This is a genomic window from Myroides sp. A21 (genome assembly GCF_000807225.1).
Taxonomy (GTDB): Bacteria; Bacteroidota; Bacteroidia; order Flavobacteriales; family Flavobacteriaceae; genus Flavobacterium; species Flavobacterium odoratimimum.
Window position 1 is genome coordinate 1,202,972 of sequence record NZ_CP010327.1, and the last position, 17,813, is coordinate 1,220,784.

The 17,813-nt window shown below is 34.9% G+C and carries 21 protein-coding genes and 1 tRNA gene; 14 read left to right on the forward strand and 8 right to left on the reverse strand.

Translation table 11 applies throughout. From position 1 onward, the window contains the following. Window positions 1-330: 330 nt before the first annotated feature. Window positions 331-960: a hypothetical protein gene (locus tag MYRA21_RS05550; RefSeq protein ID WP_006257962.1), complete on the reverse strand. Its 630-nt coding sequence runs from the start codon at window positions 958-960 to the stop codon at window positions 331-333. A gap of 73 nt (window positions 961-1,033) precedes the next feature. After that, entirely contained in the window at window positions 1,034-1,834 is an 801-nt protein-coding gene (locus MYRA21_RS05555) for an AraC family transcriptional regulator (protein WP_039328696.1), read from the reverse strand. A 66-nt stretch (window positions 1,835-1,900) separates the two neighbouring features. Between MYRA21_RS05555 and MYRA21_RS05560 the strand changes: the two genes are divergently transcribed. The 5 genes from MYRA21_RS05560 (at window position 1,901) to MYRA21_RS05580 (ending at window position 4,681) form a co-directional block, all read left to right on the forward strand. Beyond that, window positions 1,901-3,046, forward strand: coding sequence for an Atu1372/SO_1960 family protein (locus MYRA21_RS05560; protein WP_006257960.1), 1,146 nt, complete (start codon window positions 1,901-1,903; stop codon window positions 3,044-3,046). An 82-nt stretch (window positions 3,047-3,128) separates the two neighbouring features. After that, window positions 3,129-3,599, forward strand: a complete 471-nt coding sequence (locus MYRA21_RS05565; protein ID WP_006257959.1) for a hypothetical protein — start codon at window positions 3,129-3,131, stop codon at window positions 3,597-3,599. A 6-nt stretch (window positions 3,600-3,605) separates the two neighbouring features. Beyond that, a complete protein-coding gene (locus MYRA21_RS05570) occupies window positions 3,606-3,821 on the forward strand; it encodes a hypothetical protein (protein WP_006257958.1) in 216 nt (71 codons plus the stop codon). Window positions 3,822-3,997: 176 nt separating this feature from the next. Continuing rightward, complete coding sequence (locus tag MYRA21_RS05575; RefSeq protein WP_006257957.1) at window positions 3,998-4,468, forward strand: hypothetical protein; 471 nt, start codon at window positions 3,998-4,000, stop codon at window positions 4,466-4,468. Window positions 4,469-4,474: 6 nt separating this feature from the next. Next, on the forward strand, window positions 4,475-4,681 hold the full coding sequence (locus tag MYRA21_RS05580; RefSeq protein ID WP_006257956.1) for a hypothetical protein: 207 nt from the start codon (window positions 4,475-4,477) through the stop codon (window positions 4,679-4,681). A gap of 112 nt (window positions 4,682-4,793) precedes the next feature. Here the strand turns inward: MYRA21_RS05580 and rpiB are convergent, their stop codons facing one another. Next, window positions 4,794-5,225 carry a ribose 5-phosphate isomerase B gene (gene rpiB / locus MYRA21_RS05585; RefSeq protein ID WP_006257955.1) on the reverse strand — a complete coding sequence of 144 codons (432 nt, stop codon included), beginning with the start codon at window positions 5,223-5,225 and terminating at the stop codon, window positions 4,794-4,796. Window positions 5,226-5,273: 48 nt separating this feature from the next. Beyond that, complete coding sequence (locus MYRA21_RS05590; RefSeq protein WP_006257954.1) at window positions 5,274-6,887, reverse strand: AMP-binding protein; 1,614 nt, start codon at window positions 6,885-6,887, stop codon at window positions 5,274-5,276. Between the two features lie 263 nt (window positions 6,888-7,150). Between MYRA21_RS05590 and MYRA21_RS05595 the strand changes: the two genes are divergently transcribed. From MYRA21_RS05595 to MYRA21_RS05615, 5 genes are all read left to right on the forward strand, one after another. After that, window positions 7,151-8,032 (forward strand): toxin-antitoxin system YwqK family antitoxin, encoded by an 882-nt coding sequence (locus MYRA21_RS05595; RefSeq protein ID WP_039328699.1) that lies wholly within the window; start codon window positions 7,151-7,153, stop codon window positions 8,030-8,032. After that, window positions 8,025-8,618 (forward strand): toxin-antitoxin system YwqK family antitoxin, encoded by a 594-nt coding sequence (locus MYRA21_RS05600; RefSeq protein ID WP_006257952.1) that lies wholly within the window; start codon window positions 8,025-8,027, stop codon window positions 8,616-8,618. Before MYRA21_RS05595 ends, MYRA21_RS05600 begins: the two co-directional genes overlap by 8 nt. Window positions 8,619-9,022: 404 nt before the next feature. Beyond that, complete coding sequence (gene rnr, locus MYRA21_RS05605) at window positions 9,023-11,200, forward strand: ribonuclease R (RefSeq protein WP_006257951.1); 2,178 nt, start codon at window positions 9,023-9,025, stop codon at window positions 11,198-11,200. Window position 11,201: 1 nt separating this feature from the next. After that, window positions 11,202-11,870, forward strand: coding sequence for a head GIN domain-containing protein (locus MYRA21_RS05610; protein WP_006257950.1), 669 nt, complete (start codon window positions 11,202-11,204; stop codon window positions 11,868-11,870). Window positions 11,871-11,960: 90 nt separating this feature from the next. Further along, the gene (locus MYRA21_RS05615; RefSeq protein ID WP_006260461.1) at window positions 11,961-12,644 is read left to right on the forward strand and encodes a LysE family translocator; all 684 of its coding nucleotides are present in this window, start codon (window positions 11,961-11,963) and stop codon (window positions 12,642-12,644) included. Window positions 12,645-12,748: 104 nt separating this feature from the next. On the opposite strand, the gene MYRA21_RS05620 is transcribed toward MYRA21_RS05615, so the two are convergent. Continuing rightward, window positions 12,749-12,819, reverse strand: a tRNA-Cys gene (locus tag MYRA21_RS05620). A gap of 88 nt (window positions 12,820-12,907) precedes the next feature. Then, on the reverse strand, window positions 12,908-13,264 hold the full coding sequence (gene folB, locus MYRA21_RS05625) for a dihydroneopterin aldolase (RefSeq protein WP_006257948.1): 357 nt from the start codon (window positions 13,262-13,264) through the stop codon (window positions 12,908-12,910). 128 nt (window positions 13,265-13,392) lie between these two features. Between folB and MYRA21_RS05630 the strand changes: the two genes are divergently transcribed. From MYRA21_RS05630 to MYRA21_RS05645, 4 genes are all read left to right on the forward strand, one after another. Then, entirely contained in the window at window positions 13,393-15,075 is a 1,683-nt protein-coding gene (locus MYRA21_RS05630; protein WP_006260462.1) for a glutamine--tRNA ligase/YqeY domain fusion protein, read from the forward strand. 107 nt (window positions 15,076-15,182) lie between these two features. Continuing rightward, entirely contained in the window at window positions 15,183-15,524 is a 342-nt protein-coding gene (locus MYRA21_RS05635; RefSeq protein ID WP_006257946.1) for a YtxH domain-containing protein, read from the forward strand. A gap of 18 nt (window positions 15,525-15,542) precedes the next feature. Beyond that, window positions 15,543-15,893, forward strand: a complete 351-nt coding sequence (locus MYRA21_RS05640; protein WP_006257945.1) for a phage holin family protein — start codon at window positions 15,543-15,545, stop codon at window positions 15,891-15,893. Between the two features lie 10 nt (window positions 15,894-15,903). Next, window positions 15,904-16,155, forward strand: coding sequence for a DUF6327 family protein (locus MYRA21_RS05645; RefSeq protein WP_006257944.1), 252 nt, complete (start codon window positions 15,904-15,906; stop codon window positions 16,153-16,155). Between the two features lie 46 nt (window positions 16,156-16,201). On the opposite strand, the gene MYRA21_RS05650 is transcribed toward MYRA21_RS05645, so the two are convergent. Next, window positions 16,202-17,188 (reverse strand): SPFH domain-containing protein, encoded by a 987-nt coding sequence (locus MYRA21_RS05650; RefSeq protein WP_006257943.1) that lies wholly within the window; start codon window positions 17,186-17,188, stop codon window positions 16,202-16,204. A gap of 73 nt (window positions 17,189-17,261) precedes the next feature. Continuing rightward, the gene (locus tag MYRA21_RS05655) at window positions 17,262-17,777 is read right to left on the reverse strand and encodes a hypothetical protein (RefSeq protein WP_006257942.1); all 516 of its coding nucleotides are present in this window, start codon (window positions 17,775-17,777) and stop codon (window positions 17,262-17,264) included. Window positions 17,778-17,813 lie beyond the last annotated feature (36 nt).

Sequence of the window (17,813 nt, forward strand, 5' to 3'; positions counted from 1 at the left end):
GTTGGTATTCTAAAATTGCACAAAGACTATTCCACCTTATCGGTATATGATCAGTAGGTGATAGGGTAGTGATAGGCTATTTTGCGATGTTTTAAGCCGATCAAATGCCCATCACTAGCCGACCAAAAGCCGACCACCCAAATAATAGTAGCACAAAAAAGAGAGGTAACCCCTAATTTAAGACAATCTGTACCTGTACAATTACTGAACACATCTGTTCAGTTTAGTTGCTATTGAACTGATATTGACAGTGACAACCTCATTTAGTCAGCGACAGTTAAATAGCTCAATGTCAGTCAATATTCAAATATTGAATCACTTTTAATTTACTTATCCGACCACATACCAAAAACCTAAATGCATACTACTCTCGTCGATTAAACCAAGAAGAGAAAGACAAGCTTCATTCCCAAAATAACCATAGCAAATCTCCTTCGTATTGCCTAAGGTTTGACCTAATACGATTTCGGCATATTGGTTATCGCCACGAGTGGAGATAAAGTGCCCTTTTGTGTTCTCGAAAGCATTGAGATAAGATTCTTCTACAGCATCCGAAGCAGATAATAGAGTAGAGGCTTGGGCAGTATCTTTAAGAGAAAACTTACCATTCTCTATACAACCAAAGTAGGAAGGCACTGTGAAGTTAGGTTTGCTTATCTCGTGATACTCTACCTGCACTGTACTTATATCTACCATACTGAAGAAGTCTTGGGTTTCTTTTGTGTTTCCTATCACTGCTTCTAATGTCTTAATCACCTCCATAGAATTAGCAAACAGCACATTAGCATACTCGTTATCATAGTTGCGCACTAAGCAATGATATACTAGCCCTTCTACTTGGGTCAGCTGTCGCTCAAATCGAGCTACTGCAAATAATAATTCGTCATCACTTACTGTGGTTTTCTTTCTAAAACTGGTGAACTCCATCGCACACACTGGTGCATTGCTTACTCGTATCATTCTGTATCTTGTTAAAATTATGGAGTAAAAGTAGAGCAGAGCAGTGACAACCTTTTGTCAGGGGTGTATACGCTTATTTTTTAATTTTAGGATATACTTTCATGATATCAAAGTAGGAGTTTCTAAAGGCAACTAAGCTCTTATAACCTACTTTAAAAGCGATTTCGCTCAAGGTAAATTCTCTTGTATCTACTAGTTCTATACTCTTCAAGATACGGATGATCTGAAGGTACTTCTGTAGAGTGATACCCGTCTCTAGTTTGAACAGGCGCTGTAGATTGCGCACAGACATAGTAGAGATACTGGCTAGTTCATTTAAGTCTAGCGTTGAGGTAAAATGCTCATTGATATAAGCACATACAGGTATTAACCTATGATCTGTAGGGATAGGTAATTGAAGAGATTGATTCTCTTCACAGAACGATTTTAAACTCATCAGAATAGCCTGTAAGAACTGTTCTTTCTCTAACTCTGTATGGACTACTCTGTTCCACTTCGTTGCGTACTGTAGCATCTCTCTCAGCACAGTAGGCGCAGGGAATATATGTACTTGCTCATAGAATGAGTCAGCTGGTACATCTTTATACAACAGTACTTTTAAGTTGATATCCTTCGCTGTAGAAGTAGTAGCGTGCTGCTGTCCAGAAGGTATCCATGCTACGTGATACTGAGGCACTAGATAGATACAGTTATCTACGTGAAGGTACTGATAGCCCTGTTCTACATAGGTGAGTTGATATCGCTGATGAGCGTGCTGATACTCATCGTGAACGAAGTTGTCCTCATACCATACATACGCCTGTACCTCATTAGTATCATCATATACTCCTAAGAGTTTCTCAGTCAATCCACATTTGATATTGGCGTTTTGCATATATTTTTTGACAAATATAATATAAACTGCATACATACCTTTGTGATTATACTTAAAATAAATAATATGAAAACATTATATACTGCACTAATCACTTGTGCACTACTCTTCACAACATCACAGATCATGGCAAAAGATACCCTAACCAAGATATTAGTACTTATCCACTCTGATACAGGTGGTACGTATAAAATGGCGCAAGAAATCGCTAAAGGAATAGAAAACAATCCTCACACAGAGGCGACTATAAAACTAGTACAATCTTCAAAAAACGCACTGTTGCATGATCTACAGATAGCTACTCCTGAGGAGCTACCGACTTATGATGGAGTCGTATGGGGGTCTCCTGTATATTTTGGCAATATCAGTACTCCGATGAGTGCCTTTTTTGCGAAGACAGTAGATCTATGGACTACTCATGCTCTAGAGGGAATGCCTACGGCGGTATTTATGTCTGCTGGTAGTGGAGCAGGGAAGGAGCTAGCATTACAGTCGTTCTGGAACAGTCTAGCAGTACATGGGATGATACTCGTATCGAATGGCATCAGAGCTACGGAGAAGCTAGATAATAGCATCCCTCAAGGCACTAGTGTACTAGGAGCAAGTAGCCTTGCTTCAAACAAAACGGTGCAACGTCCTAGTGAAAGTGAACTGCTGATCGCTTATACGCAAGGTCAAAACTTCGCCAAAGTTGCCAAAGCTTTAAAAGGAACTTTTCAGAAGAAAGAGGAAAGTACACCTAAACAAGTAGTCACTGATGTAGAAACTACACTTAAACAAAAGAACATCATACTGCCTGTAGCACCAAATCCTGTGGGGAACTACACTCCTTACTCACGCAGTGGAAATCTAGTATTCATCAATCAGGTAGCCTTAAAAGATGGAAAAATATTATATCCTGGTAAGGTAGGTGTAGATATCACAGAAGAACAAGCAAAACAAGCTACTGAACAGACAATGCTGAATGTAATCGCAGTGCTTAAACTAGCTGTTGATGGTGACCTCAACAGAGTAAAGAAAACCGTACAGCTAACAGGTATATTCAACACGACTCCTGACTACTCTCAACACGCTAATCTAATGAATGTGGCATCAGATCTATCTGTAGCAATATTTGGAGAAAAAGGTAAACATGCTAGAGGTACTCTAGGTGCTACTTCTGTACCTGTCAACTCTGCGGTAGAGATACAAGCTATCTTCGAAATAGAGTAATCAAAAAAGGTATTTGAATACTGTTATTTCGTCTTATAGATAATCCCTAACTTGTCATTTCTAACATGCTAATAGGTTAGATATGCAGTATCCATCTTATTCATTTACAACAGATAGAGAAAACTCAGTCTACGAATTTACAAGCATAGGCAAAAACCAAGCTATCAAAAAATTAATTATCTTTACACCTGTTGAAGGTGAGTATAAAGTTTATAACTTAAGCTTTGGAGATAGAACCAATTACGATGGTGATTTATTGCGTATAAACGATAGAATTGTCAGTAATAATGGTGATATGAATAAAGTATTGGCTACTATATTTAGAGCTGTACTCAAATTTACGGAAGGCAAAGATTTTTATAAAATATACTTTACTGGTAGTACTCCTTCACGCACACGATTATACAGAATGGCTGTATCTAATAACTATGCTGAACTATCTAAACATTTCAGTATATACGGATTTGATATGGAAGGAAAAGTAGTGTTCTTTGCAAAGAATACAAACTATCAAGGTTTCTTAATCACACCAAATACAAACAGTATAAAATAAGGCATTATGAAAAAAAAGATTGATTCAAACGAAGTAAAGACTGATACTAAACCTAAAATTATTACTATTAATAACAACCTAAGAGTCATTGACGAATCAGGTAAAATAGAATATGCAAATAATCTATTTGCACAGCTAAGAGCTTCAGGGGAATTAGACATTTTCGAAGAAAGAGAAAGAATACGAAAAGAAGAATACGAAAAGGCACAAAAGGAATCTTAATATTCCTTCAACAATAACTAAGGACTTTTAGTTCTCACTATTTCGCCTAATAATACTTCTGATCACTAACGAATCTACTATCTATCTTCTCTGGATATACACAGTCTTTGAATACTGTTATTTCGTCTTATAGATAATCCCTAACTTGTCATTTCTAACACGCTAATAGGTTAGATATGCAGTATCCATCTTATTCACTTACAGCTTTTAACAGGAATTACAGTTATGAATTTACAAGTATCTCTGATACTCAAGTAATCGAAAAAATAATTAACTTTACACTATTAGATATAGAAGACGAATTATATAATCTAAGTTTTGGAGATAAGAACAAAGACCTAGTAAATAGTAATGCTATAGATGACAAAGTCGTTAGTAATAATGGTGATATGGTTAAGATATTAGCTACACTATTTCAAGCAATTTTACTATTCACGCAAGACAAAGAAGTTTATAAAATAGTCTTTAGAGGTAGTACCCCTTCACGAACACGATTATACAGAATAGCTATATCAAATAACTATGAGGAACTGTCTAAATATTTTAATATCTATGGATTTGATATAGAAGGAAAGTTAATATTCTTTGCTAAGAATAAAGAATATCAAGGCTTTCTAATCACACCTAATACGAACAGTATAAAGTAATGCATTATGAAAAAAGAAATTGATTTTAATAAAAACGAAGAACCTATCTTACATAAAGTTACATACTCTGATAGAGAAGAGGTTATTATTGATAATACAGGGAAGCTAGAAGGTACAATTGCTTTAATCAATGAACTAAAAGCTTCTGGAGAATGGCAACGTTTTAATGAAATGTTAGAAAGAAATAGAGCAGAAAAAAAAGCACAAGAATAGTTATTCAATAACTTACTACTGATAATAAAAAACAAGACTGTTATAAAATAAAAAAGCACGTAATCTAGAGACTACGTGCTTTTGTTCTTTTTACATTATAGTATTTACTTGTTTAGGCACAAGTAATCTTGTTCACTCTATTCTGGTGTCTTCCACCTTCGAAAGCTGTGTTTAAGAAAGTCTCTACCATCGCTACAGCTTGCTCTATAGAAGTATAACGAGCAGGTATACTGATCACATTAGCATCATTGTGCAGTCTTGCTAACTCAGCAATCTCTTTTGTCCAACAAAGGGCACAGCGCACACCTTGATGTTTATTAGCAGTCATCGCTATACCGTTTCCGCTTCCACAGATTACGATACCAAAATCAACTTTACCTTCTTCTACATCTGTAGCTACTTTATGTCCAAAATCTGGATAATCAACAGACGAAAAATCATCTGTCCCATAGTTAGTTACTGTAAATCCTTTTTCTTCTAGATACTTAACGATAGCCTTTTTGTATTCAGGTCCCGCGTGATCATTTCCGATTGCTATTTTCATTGTGTGTTGTGTTGAATAATTTTGTACAAAGTTAAGAATAAATCTTTTCTACAGCCCTAATTCTTCCACTGCTATTTGTCTCATCTCTACTTTTCTTACCTTACCTGATATGGTCATTGGGAATTCTGATACAAACTTCCAATACTTCGGTATTCTGAAGTGGGCTATCTTCTCTGTACAGAAGCCTTTTAATTCATCACCTGTCAAGGTTATTCCTGGTTTTAAGATTACCCAAGCCATAATCTCTTCTCCATATTTCTCATCTGGAACTCCAATAACCTGTACGTCTGCAATAGAGGGATGAGTGTATAAGAAGTCTTCTATCCACTTCGGAGATATATTCTCCCCTCCACGAATAATAAGGTCTTTAATACGCCCTGTAATCGAAATATACCCTTGATCATCCATAGTAGCCAAATCTCCTGTATGCATCCATCTATTCTCATCTAATACTTCAGAAGTCAGTGTGCGATTATTCCAATATTTCAACATCACTGAATACCCACGTGTACACAGTTCGCCTGCTTCTCCTCTAGGAACGATTCTACCTGTTTCTGGATCTATAATTTTGATTTCTAGATGGTCTTGTACAGTTCCAACTGTCGTGGTCTGTTTGACAATATCAATACCAATATGTGTTTGGGTAGATACAGGTGAAGTCTCTGTCATACCATAACAGATACTCACTTCCTCCATATTCATCTCTGTCTTCACACGGCGCATCACTTGCTCAGGACACAGTGAGCCAGCCATCACTCCCGTTCTCAAAGAGGTAAGGTCATACTCTTTAAAGTTAGGCAACTGTAGTTCTGCGATAAACATAGTAGGTACTCCATATAAGGAAGTACATTTCTCGTCTTGTACTACCTGAAGGGTCTTAGCAGGGTCAAATCCGTCATTTGGAATCACGATCGTAGCTCCATGAGAAGTACAACACAGATTGCCTATAACCATCCCAAAACAGTGATAAAAAGGCACAGGAATGCAGACTCTATCTGCAGTAGTGTACTTTAAACGCTTGCCGATAAAATAACCGTTATTAAGGATATTGTGATGTGTAAGGGTTACTCCTTTAGGAAAACCTGTCGTCCCTGAAGTATATTGTATATTAACAGCTTCTCCGAACTGTACAGAGTCTTCTATAATGGCTAGTTCTCCATCTGTTATCTGATCGCTATCTGATAAGAAAGTATCCCATTCTTCTCCTAAGAAAACAACTTCTTTTAACGAAGGACAATCTTCAAAAATCAAGGAGATGATCTTCTTGTAATCACTACTTTTAAAACTTGGAGCAGATACGATAAGGGATATTTCAGATTGATTAACCGCAAACTCAATCTCATGTGCTCGATAAGCAGGGTTAATATTAACTAATATCACACCTATACGAGCTGTAGCGTACTGCATAAGTACCCACTCATAACAGTTGGGCGCCCATATCCCTACGCGATCTCCTTTCTGTATATTATGCGCTAATAATGATTTTGCAACTTGAGTCGTCAAGTTATAGAACTCTTGATACGTTGCTCTGAATCCTTGATGAACACTGACTAATGCCTCGTTATTGGGGTATTGATCTGTTATCTTTTTTAGATTCTGTCCTATGGTTTCTCCTAACAATGGTGTATCAGATGCACCATGCACATAAGAAATAGTATTCATAAATATAGTTTTTTGTTGGTTTTTCTAAAGTACGAAATTTTAAATACAATTCACTTTATATAATTAATTGCTATAAAGAATCTTAGCTATACTAGATAAAAGACATCATTATCCTCAAAAAATTATCCTATTCTCTAACTCCCTTCTTTTAGTCAAACAAACAAGTAATTACTACCATAAATAGAGGCATCGCTAAAACGACTAATAGACTATAAATCAGTAACTTTATAATACACCTATATGTATAATTAAAACAGCTGAATATGAGACCTCTTAAATTAATAGCAATACTATGCACAGTCTTCTGTTCTATAAGTATATATGCACAAATAGACGATGGTACTTACAAATATGCAGATACAAATAAGCCCTTAAATGGGAAACTAAAATGCTTTTATGCCAACAACCAATTAGCGGAAGAAGCAACCTTAGTAAATGGTAAAAAAGAAGGTATTAATAAAAGTTACTACGATAATGGAAAGCTAAAAAAAGAATGTACCTACAAAGACAATAAGCTAAACGGAACTTTTAAAGAATACTATACTAATGGAAAACTAACCTATTCTGCAACCTACGTTAATGGAGATAGAGAAGGTTTAGCTCAGTCTTACTCAGAAAATGGAATGCTAGAAGATGAGTACAATTATAAAAACGGAGTACTTAATGGTATCTCTAAAGATTACTTAGATGGTAAACTTCTTCAGAAATCTACCTATATCCAGAATAAGCTCGATGGAGAATTCTTCTATTATCACCCTAATGGCAAAGTAAAGATTAAAACACTTTATAAGAATGATAAAAAAGATGGACCTGAGAAGATATACGCTCCAGCAGGAACGTTACTAGAAGACAATTATTATCTAAATGGTAAGAGGAGTGGTTTAAGAAAAGTGACAGATACTAAAGGTAATCCTGTCAAAGAAATGAACTATATCAACGGTCTGCTAGATGGGGAGTACAAACAATATGTTGCTGCTGATCTATACATTAGAAGAACATTCCAAAACGGATATGAAGTAGATAGACCTACTCTACACAATGGGAAAGGTAAGCTAATAGATCAATCTGATATCATCTATAAGAAGGTATATGAACCACTAGTTATAAAAGCAATGCAAACCTTTAATCCTGATGAAGATGAATAATAAAGCTCTATTTTCAATTTTATGTACTTTGCTTACTTGCTCAATAACAACTGTATATGGACAAGAAGAAGCTGTATTGTATCAACTAGATGGTAAACCACTAGATGGCAGAATACAACAATACAATGATTATGATATAAAAGTAGAGGATGTCACTTATAAAGGAGGCATGCGTACTGGGATTAGAAAAACTTACTATCGCAATGGAGTGCTTTTTTCTGAAGGCAAATATGTACTAGGTAAGCTAGAAGGAGAATACAGAACCTATTATGAGAATGGTAAAACAAAGGGAATATATGCCTATCAAGAAGGATTAAAAGAGGGGATAAGTAAGTTCTATGATGATGATGGAAAGATAGAATATGAGACATTATTCAGAAACGATAAGAAAGAATTACACCACCGCTTTTATGACAACGGTAAAATAAAATATACAACAACCTATGTAGAAGGTATTATTACACAAGAAGATAAGTTTACAACTAGAGGAAAACTTGATCAAAGAAGTTACTATAAAAATAGAAAAGTAATCAAAATAGACTATTACGAAAATGGGAAGTTCTCACATGGGTTAAACTTTGACTAATCCACTTTTACACTACGTTAAAGGAATAAATTGTAAAGCAAGAATAGGATATTGAGGTACCTTATTCTTGCTTTTTGTATTATTTTATCTCTCTTTTTAGGGAGTTTTTGGAAAATAAACTAGAACATTATAAATTTGCAGAATCAAACGTACTTCAAGAAATGAAAGTACAGTGCACTAATCAACGATAAAATATAAGTATTAAATAACTCTACCTTCCTTTCTCTAAAAGAGTTATTTCTCGACCTATTTCTTCAAAAACTTAGCTACAAAAGAAGAAATACTATCGCTGATTAAAACAATCAAATTAAAATATTACTAAAAAATAGGATAAAACAGTTAGTAATTCGTACATTTAAGGATAATTACCAACCCTATTTTAGGTAAACATAATGAATTAGAAAATGGCAAAAAAAATTAAACATAAAAAGAGTAAAGCATTTGACTTTGCTCCAAAAATATTAAAATTCTTATCTAAGAATACGACTAAAACGTATAACTATAAACAGATCGCTGCCCAATTAGAAATAAACGATACTCAAGGTAGAAATGAGATTATCAAAGAGCTTAAACACCTTATCTCAAAAGGAAAAATAGAAGAGATCGAAACTGGTAAATACAAATTCATTCCTAAAGCAAACTATGTAGAAGGTTATATCGATATGACTTCTCGTAAGACTGCTTATCTAGTAGTAGAAGGAGTAGAGGATGATGTGTTTATTCCAACAAATAACCTAAACAAGGCTTTAGATGGTGACTTCGTTAAAGCATATATCTACAACAAACGAAAAGGTAAAAAACCTGAAGGAGAAGTAGTAGAAATCTTAGAAAGACACAAAAAACAATTTGTGGGAGTTATCGAGATTCAAAAAAACTTTGCTTTCGTATCTACTGCAGATGCTAAGATGTACACAGATATATTCGTTCCTAAAGAAAAAGTAGGAGAGGCACGCGATGGAGATGTAGTCGTAGTAGAAATAGAAGATTGGCCAGAGAAAGCAGATAGCCCATTCGGTAAAGTGATGAAAGTACTTGGTAAACAAGGAGAGCACAATACTGAAATACACGCTATTTTAGCTGAATATGGATTAACAGCTGAATTCCCTAAAGAAGTAGATGAATATGCTAATCACTTAGATACTTCTATCACTGAAGAGGAAATAGCGAAGCGTAGAGATATGCGTGATATTCTTACGTTCACGATTGACCCTAAAGATGCAAAAGACTTCGATGATGCCTTATCATTCCGTCAGTTAGAAAATGGATTCTACGAAATAGGTATTCACATCGCTGACGTATCTCACTATGTAAAAGAAGGAACTATCCTAGATGAAGAGGCTTATAACAGAGCTACTTCTGTATATCTAGTGGATAGAACTGTACCTATGCTACCTGAGGTGTTATCTAACTTTGCTTGTTCGTTAAGACCTAATGAAGATAAATATACTTTCTCTGCTGTATTTGAATTAGACGATAAAGCAGAAATCAGAAACAAATGGTTTGGTCGTACTGTAACGCATTCTGACCAACGTATGGCTTACGAAGAAGCTCAGTATATCATTGACTCTAAAGACAGAGTTATTCCTGCTGATATCTCGCTTACAGGAGAAGATCAAGAAGTAAGTGAAGAAGTAGCTGATGCAGTATTAAAGCTAAATGAATTAGCAATGATCATGCGTAAGAACCGTATGTCAGATGGTGCTATTTCTTTTGATAAAGTAGAGGTTAAGTTTAACCTAAACGAAGCAGCTGAACCAGTAGGTGTGTTCTTCAAACAATCAAAAGAAGCTAATCATTTGATTGAGGAATTCATGTTATTAGCAAATAGAAAAGTATCTGAGTTTATTGGTAAACAAAAGAAAACATTCGTATATCGTATACACGACGAGCCAGATCAAGAGAAGTTATTTGGTCTACAGACTGTGATTGCACGCTTTGGACATAATATTAACTTCAAGTCTAAGTCTAGTATCTCTAAGTCTATCAACAAACTTCTAAAAGATGTAGAAGGTAAAAAAGAACAAAACTTAGTAGATACTCTAGCGATTAGATGTATGAGTAAAGCGAGTTATTCTACGAATAATATCGGGCACTATGGATTAGCGTTTGATTACTATTCTCACTTTACTTCACCTATTCGTCGTTATCCTGACGTAATGGCTCATAGATTATTACAACACTATTTAGACCATGGTGATAATGTAAATCCGGAGTTATATGAAGTAAAATGTTCACACTGTTCTTCTAGAGAGAACCTAGCTGCCAATGCAGAAAGAGATAGTATCAAATACATGCAAGTGAAATATATGCAAGATCAACAAGGTACAGAGTTCTTGGGTGTTATCTCAGGTGTTACTGAATGGGGTATCTATGTAGAAATAGTAGATAACAAGTGTGAAGGTATGGTGCGTATTAGAGAAATAAAAGAAGACTATTACGTATTCGAAGAGAAACAATATGCATTAGTAGGACAAGCAACGAAAAAGATGCTTCAGCTAGGTGATGAGGTTATCGTTACTGTTAAGAATGCAGATCTTGTAAAAAAACAATTAGATTTCAACTATATTAAAAAGGTAAACTAAGATGAAAAAAATCGTTTTATTCATTGCCGTAATGGCAAGTACAATTTCTTTTGCACAAAAAACGAAATCAATAGGAGACTTTTCAAAAGTTAATGTTTTTGATCAAATTGCAGTAACTTTAGTTCCTGGAGAAGAAGGTAAAATAGAAATTGAAGGAGATAAAGAAGACTATGTAAACGTAGTAAACAAGAACGGAGTTCTAAAAATAAAGATGAACTTCATTAATAGTTTTCAAGGAGATGATATCAAAGTAAAACTATACTACAATAAGCTATCTGAAGTAGTAGCAGGTGAAGGTGCTAGCATAAAAGGAGAAACTCCTATAAAAGCAACTACGCTAACTATAAATGCGAAGACTGGTGGAATGATTAATCTAAATATAGATGTAGACAAAGCAATTGTTAAGTCAAGTGCGGGTTCAGTTATTACACTAAAAGGAAAAGCAAATGTACAAGATGTACTGAATAGTTCTGGTGCTAAAGTAAAGAGTCAAGACTTAGAAACAAATCAAACTATCGTTACCGTGAATGCTGGTGGTGTCGCAGAAGTAAGAGCTACTGAACTAGTAGAAGCAAAGGTGAGAGCAGGTGGAGAAATTAGAGTTCATGGAAACCCTAAAACAATTAATGAAAAGAATGTTCTAGGTGGAGTAATTAAAAAAGTAGATTAGTAATAATACGTTTTTATACAAAAAAATGTATCTTGCAAAAGATTATGAATAAATGCCAATTCTAGAATTGGCATTTTTTAATTATATAAGATGTTTGATGATTTATTAACAGGTGTCACTCTTGGATTCTTTCTGAGTTTTATGATCGGACCTGTTTTTTTTATTCTTATTGAGACAAGTATTACAAGAGGGTTTAAGGCAGCTATAGCCTTCGATATAGGTGTTATATTAGCTGATGCGGTATTCTTCGCTATAGCGTTCTTTAGTAGCTTTAAATTAATCAATGCGATAAAGGATGACCCTGCACTATTCCTCTTTGGGGGAATGATTATGCTTACTTATGGGATTATCTCTTTTATCAAACTAAAAAAGGTACAAGTACAAACCTTACAAATAGCCCCACCTAATCTAAGACGAGAATACTTAAACTTATTTGCAAAAGGGTTCCTACTTAATTTTATCAATGTAGGAGTACTCGGTTTTTGGTTAGGGATTATTATAACATTAGGCCCGCAGATGGATATGAATCCTAATAAGATGTTTACCTTCTTTGGGTTCACTATTCTAGCGTACTTCGTTACAGATCTTTTCAAAATATTCTTAGCAAAGAAACTACGCGAAAAGCTCACAGCAACCAATATCTTAAAGATAAAAAAAATAAGCAGTATCGTTATTATGGTATTCGGGCTAGTCATTATGATTAAAGGAATACTTCCAAAATCTGCAGATAATCATATTAATCTCCCTCTCCCTAATCTAGAGAGTAAGAGATAAAGCAAAGGGCTTAGTGAATTACTAATCCCTTTGTTTTTATAATAAGATATAACGTTAACTATAATGCATAAAAAAAGGATAGTGAAATCACTATCCTTTAGTTGAGGCTTCGAGCGGATTCGAACCGCTGTAGACGGTTTTGCAGACCGCTTCCTAGCCACTCGGACACGAAGCCTTGTCCTTGAATTGGATTGCAAACTTACTAAATATTTTGATATTTCAAAACCAATTAATGTACTTTTTTACAACAATTCAAGACGATATTATCTAACTCCTTGCATTTCAACCGTTACATATTCTACATCACCACCTACAGGAGGGTTTATTTTAGAAACTAATACTGTTATTTCTTCTACCATTCTTATTTCTAGGATTACTCTATCGATGATTCGTTGTGCTACATGCTCTAATAACTTAGATCGAATAGCCATCTCTTCCTTCACGATTGTATTTAAGTGAACATAGTCTATAGAATGTTTCAAATCATCTGTAGAAGCAGCCATCGTAAAATCTCCTTTCGCAATTAAATCTACTCGGTAATCCGAACCTATTTTTGCCTCTTCATCCATACATCCATGAAAAGAAAACGTTCTAATATTGTTTAATCTAATTATTCCCATAACACATTTGTTTGTTTAATAATGGCTAAAAGTACAAATTATTTGCCTCCTATAATTCATAATATGCTAAAAGACTATCAGCTTTTGATTAGTTTTTTGATACCTTTGTAGTTATAATAATTATTTCCATGTCAACAAAAGAGAAATCATTAAACTTTATTGAGCAAATCATTGAAGAAGATATCAAGAATGGTTTGCCAACAGAAAAACTTCATTTCCGTTTTCCGCCTGAGCCTAATGGTTATTTGCATTTAGGTCACGCGAGTTCTATTTGTTTAAACTTTGGATTAGGTCTTAAATACAATGCGCCTGTGAACTTGCGCTTTGATGATACCAATCCTTCTAAAGAAGAACAGGAGTTTGTTGACGCAATCAAGCAAGACGTAGAGTGGCTAGGGTACAAATGGGCAAATGAAGTTTATGCATCTGACTATTTCCAACAGCTATACGACTGGGCTGTCCAAATGATTAAGGACGGTAAAGCTTATGTTGATAGCCAAACTTCAGAAGAAATGGCTCAGCAAAAAGGTACTCCATCTACAGTAGGTGTAGATAGTCCATATAGAAATAGATCTGTAGAAGAGAACCTTGATTTATTCGAGAGAATGAAGAATGGCGAATTTGAAGAAGGAACTCATATTTTACGTGCTAAGATAGACATGGCACATACGAATATGCTTATGCGTGATCCTATCATGTATAGAATCATGAAAAAAGCACACCACAGAACGAATAATGACTGGTGTATATACCCTATGTATGACTGGGCTCACGGAGAGAGTGATTACTTAGAGAGCATCTCACATTCATTCTGTACATTAGAGTTCTTACCTCATAGAGAGTTATATGATTGGTTCTTAGATCAAGTGGTAGATGAGAATAATATCAGACCTAAACAACGCGAATTCGCTAGAAGAAACTTATCACATACAGTAGTAAGTAAGCGTAAGCTAGCTCGTCTAGTAAGCGAAGGACACGTGACAGGATGGGATGACCCACGTATGTCTACGATATCAGGACTGAGAAGAAGAGGATACACAGCAGCTTCTATTAGAAACTACGCTGATACGATAGGTATCGCTAAGCGTGATAACCTTATCGATGTATCTCTATTAGAATTCTGCATTAGAGAAGACCTTAATAAGATAGCTCCTCGTGTGATGGCAGTATTAGATCCTGTAAAACTAGTAATCACTAACTATCCTGAAGGACAAGAAGAGTGGCTAGATGCAGAGAATAATCCTGAAGAAGAAGTAATGACTTTCCGTAAAGTGCCTTTCTCTAAAGAGCTTTATATCGAAAGAGAAGACTTCAAAGAAGAAGCGAATAGCAAATTCTTTAGATTGACTTTAGGAAAAGAAGTACGCCTTAAAAATGCTTATATCATCAAAGGTGAAAGCGTAGTAAAAGATGAGAATGGCAACATTACTGAGATACACGCTACTTATGATGCTGACAGTAGAAGTGGTAGTGGATCTGAAGCGAGCAAACGTAAAGTAAAAGGAACTATACACTGGGTATCTGTACCTCATGCAGTAGAAGCAGAAGTGCGTATCTATGACCGTCTATTCGTAGATGAGAACCCAGATGGTAATAAAGAGGTAGACTTCTTAGATTTTATCAATCCTAACTCATTAGAGGTAGTGAAAGGATATCTAGAACCAAGTCTAAGTACAGCGGTAGAAGGAGATAAATTCCAATTCCAACGTTTAGGCTATTTCTGTGTAGATAAAAACAGTACTCCAGAAGCGCTAGTATTCAATAAAACCGTAGGTTTAAGAGATACTTGGGCAAAAGTAGAACAAAAGTAATACTTCTATAAAAATTACACAAAAGCAGTGTTTTAACTAAAAATTAACGGTTAAAACACTGCTTTTTTTATACCTTAGAGTATTAATCATTTTAAAAATTAAAAGCTATGTCAAATCATTTAGGAAATACAACTATCGCAGTATTAGCTGGAGTAGTAGTAGGAGCAGGTCTAGGAATATTATTTGCACCTGACGAAGGAAAAAAAACACGTAAAAAAATCAAAAAAACATTTAATGAGTCAAAAGATGATTTAAGTGATAAAATTGATGAATTAAAAAAACAAGTACGTCAAACTGTAGCAAAAAAGAAACAAGATTTCGAAGCTGGATTTGATGAGTTTTTAGCTCATACAGAAGACAAAAAAGATGATGTTATCGCTGCTTTAGAAAAAAAATTAGCAGAGTTAAAGTCTAAAGGAAACAGTATAGCTGAAAACGCTAAGAAGTAATCAAGTAGTATATAAGAAATGGCATTTAAGGATATAAAAGAGAATCTAGACGACATTAAGACTAACTCTGAAGAGTTTATCAATACAAGTTTAGATTACTATCGCTTATGGGGGTTTAAAATTACAGCCAAAGCTGGGAGCAAGTTTATGACTTTACTTCTAGTATGTCTGTTTGTTATGATGTCTCTACTTTTCTTATCTTTATTTGCAGCTTATGCTTTAGCAGCTTGTCTTGAGAGTACAGCTCTAGGTTTTTTAATAGTAGCAGCATTCTATATGCTGATAGCTGTATTAGCTTATCTATTTAGAAAACCTCTAGTAGAGAAACCATTTCTTAGAAAGTTATCTGAGATAATATTTAACGATTAAAACTGGTACGATGAGAAAGTCTTATTCTTCTTTTGAAGAAATCAAATATGATCTAGAAGTTCTAAAACTGAAAAAAGATATACACTATCACAAAGTCTTTAGAGCAGTAGATAATATAAAAACAGAATTATCACCTGATAGAGTCGTTAGAAATACATTAGGCTCAGTTACATCTTATGTAAAAGGTTCGAGTAATATTCAAGCGTTTTTAATAACAACTGCTTTAAAATACTTCTTTAAGAATAGAACTAAAAACAAATAGTTTTTTAATAAGAAAGGGCTCCATCTATATGGAGCCCTTTTTGTATTTATTCATCTTCTAAGCCATCTTCATAGCTTGATGAGTAATCATTATATTCTTTAGAAGAAAAGTCCTCAGAACGCTTAGAAACACCTTCTACAGTACTCATTTCTTTTATCTTGCTACTAGCTGCAAATGAAGCTACCATATTCGTAAGCATATCGCTCGCTGCTGATGGTGCATTTGGTAATAGGATCAAGTTAGAACGGCTATCTGCTCCTACAGACTGTAACGTATCATAGTGCTGTGTAACCACGATTAGGGCAGAAGCTTCTTGTGAGTTAATACCTACTTTATTTAATACATCCACACTCTCTACTAGCCCTTGTGCGATCTCTCTACGTTGATCAGCGATACCTTGTCCTTGTAAGCGCTTAGATTCAGCCTCAGCTTTTGCTTTTGCTACGATGCGGATTCTACTTGCTTCTGCTTCATATTCAGCAGCTACTTTCTCTCTATCCGCCGCATTAATACGGTTCATCGCATTTTTTACCTGGATATCAGGATCGATATCCGTGATTAGTGTATTGATGATATCATATCCGTACGTTGTCATCGCCTCATTTAATTCGCGTTTCACCGCGATAGCGATATTATCTTTTCGCTCGAACACATCATCTAAGATCAGCTTAGGTACTTCTGCACGCACTACGTCGAATACATACGAAGTAATCTGATCATGAGGATATTCTAGCTTATAGAACGCATCTTCTACTCTATCTTGGATAACCTTAAACTGAATAGAAACTTTCAGTTTAACGAATACGTTATCTTTCGTTTTAGTCTCGATTAATACATCTAATTGTTGGATACGAAGATTTACTACTCCTGCCTTTCTATCCACAAAAGGTATTTTAATTTGTAATCCAGAATGTCTAATACTATTAAATCTTCCGAATCGTTCAATGATCACAGCTGACTGCTGCTTCACCGTAAAAAAGCCAAGAAGTAATAGTATAATTACCGCTCCGACTATAAAGTACATTGGTGTCATAGTGCAATTTTTATGAATTATTCTGTTAAAATAAATATTTATATCCTTATTTAAAAGAATAATTCATTATTTATTACTTTGTCAGTATAATATTAGCAAAAAGCAGGTTCAATTGACTATCCTCTATATACTCTATGTCTGGAAATAAAGGGATAAGATACTCTTTTACAGCCTTAGCTGGAACTGCAAGTACGAGAGCCTTCTCTGACTTTTTTAATAAGATCATCGGTATCTCACTACCATTCTCTAGTGTAAAGCTCAGTTCGCCTAATCTGTGATTCCATTTGAAGTTGGTTTTGCTCACCTGACAGCCCTGTACATAGTGATCGAAGTTACCTGTAAAGTCCTTTTGAAGGACTAATAGATCTTTGTTACAGTTAGGAGTATGAGGATAAGGAGAGCTAAATACTGCCTGTCCTATAATGGGTTTTACCTCTATCTGCTGAGGTGTCCATTCCCCAATCAAGTGCTTTTGAACAAATTTTATCCACTCGCTCTCAGCGCTAGAGCCACCATTATCATCACTAGAACATCCATTAAATACTAAACCTGTGAATAGAAATAAAATAATATAACCGACCTTTTTCATAGCATTACGTTTTAATACACACCTAAATTTAGGCAT

What these genes read in the sequence shown, in the direction of transcription:
- MYRA21_RS05630 (WP_006260462.1), top strand. Translation starts at nt 13,393, where the DNA reads ATGTCAACAAAAGAGAAATCATTAAACTTTATTGAGCAAATCATTGAA.
- MYRA21_RS05650 (WP_006257943.1), bottom strand. Translation starts at nt 17,188, where the DNA reads ATGACACCAATGTACTTTATAGTCGGAGCGGTAATTATACTATTACTT.
- rpiB (WP_006257955.1), bottom strand. Translation starts at nt 5,225, where the DNA reads ATGAAAATAGCAATCGGAAATGATCACGCGGGACCTGAATACAAAAAG.
- MYRA21_RS05565 (WP_006257959.1), top strand. Translation starts at nt 3,129, where the DNA reads ATGCAGTATCCATCTTATTCATTTACAACAGATAGAGAAAACTCAGTC.
- MYRA21_RS05575 (WP_006257957.1), top strand. Translation starts at nt 3,998, where the DNA reads ATGCAGTATCCATCTTATTCACTTACAGCTTTTAACAGGAATTACAGT.
- MYRA21_RS05570 (WP_006257958.1), top strand. Translation starts at nt 3,606, where the DNA reads ATGAAAAAAAAGATTGATTCAAACGAAGTAAAGACTGATACTAAACCT.
- MYRA21_RS05655 (WP_006257942.1), bottom strand. Translation starts at nt 17,777, where the DNA reads ATGAAAAAGGTCGGTTATATTATTTTATTTCTATTCACAGGTTTAGTA.
- rnr (WP_006257951.1), top strand. Translation starts at nt 9,023, where the DNA reads ATGGCAAAAAAAATTAAACATAAAAAGAGTAAAGCATTTGACTTTGCT.
- MYRA21_RS05550 (WP_006257962.1), bottom strand. Translation starts at nt 960, where the DNA reads ATGATACGAGTAAGCAATGCACCAGTGTGTGCGATGGAGTTCACCAGT.
- MYRA21_RS05635 (WP_006257946.1), top strand. Translation starts at nt 15,183, where the DNA reads ATGTCAAATCATTTAGGAAATACAACTATCGCAGTATTAGCTGGAGTA.
- MYRA21_RS05645 (WP_006257944.1), top strand. Translation starts at nt 15,904, where the DNA reads ATGAGAAAGTCTTATTCTTCTTTTGAAGAAATCAAATATGATCTAGAA.
- MYRA21_RS05640 (WP_006257945.1), top strand. Translation starts at nt 15,543, where the DNA reads ATGGCATTTAAGGATATAAAAGAGAATCTAGACGACATTAAGACTAAC.
- MYRA21_RS05590 (WP_006257954.1), bottom strand. Translation starts at nt 6,887, where the DNA reads ATGAATACTATTTCTTATGTGCATGGTGCATCTGATACACCATTGTTA.
- MYRA21_RS05555 (WP_039328696.1), bottom strand. Translation starts at nt 1,834, where the DNA reads ATGCAAAACGCCAATATCAAATGTGGATTGACTGAGAAACTCTTAGGA.
- MYRA21_RS05595 (WP_039328699.1), top strand. Translation starts at nt 7,151, where the DNA reads ATGAGACCTCTTAAATTAATAGCAATACTATGCACAGTCTTCTGTTCT.
- MYRA21_RS05615 (WP_006260461.1), top strand. Translation starts at nt 11,961, where the DNA reads ATGTTTGATGATTTATTAACAGGTGTCACTCTTGGATTCTTTCTGAGT.
- MYRA21_RS05610 (WP_006257950.1), top strand. Translation starts at nt 11,202, where the DNA reads ATGAAAAAAATCGTTTTATTCATTGCCGTAATGGCAAGTACAATTTCT.
- folB (WP_006257948.1), bottom strand. Translation starts at nt 13,264, where the DNA reads ATGGGAATAATTAGATTAAACAATATTAGAACGTTTTCTTTTCATGGA.
- MYRA21_RS05560 (WP_006257960.1), top strand. Translation starts at nt 1,901, where the DNA reads ATGAAAACATTATATACTGCACTAATCACTTGTGCACTACTCTTCACA.
- MYRA21_RS05580 (WP_006257956.1), top strand. Translation starts at nt 4,475, where the DNA reads ATGAAAAAAGAAATTGATTTTAATAAAAACGAAGAACCTATCTTACAT.
- MYRA21_RS05600 (WP_006257952.1), top strand. Translation starts at nt 8,025, where the DNA reads ATGAATAATAAAGCTCTATTTTCAATTTTATGTACTTTGCTTACTTGC.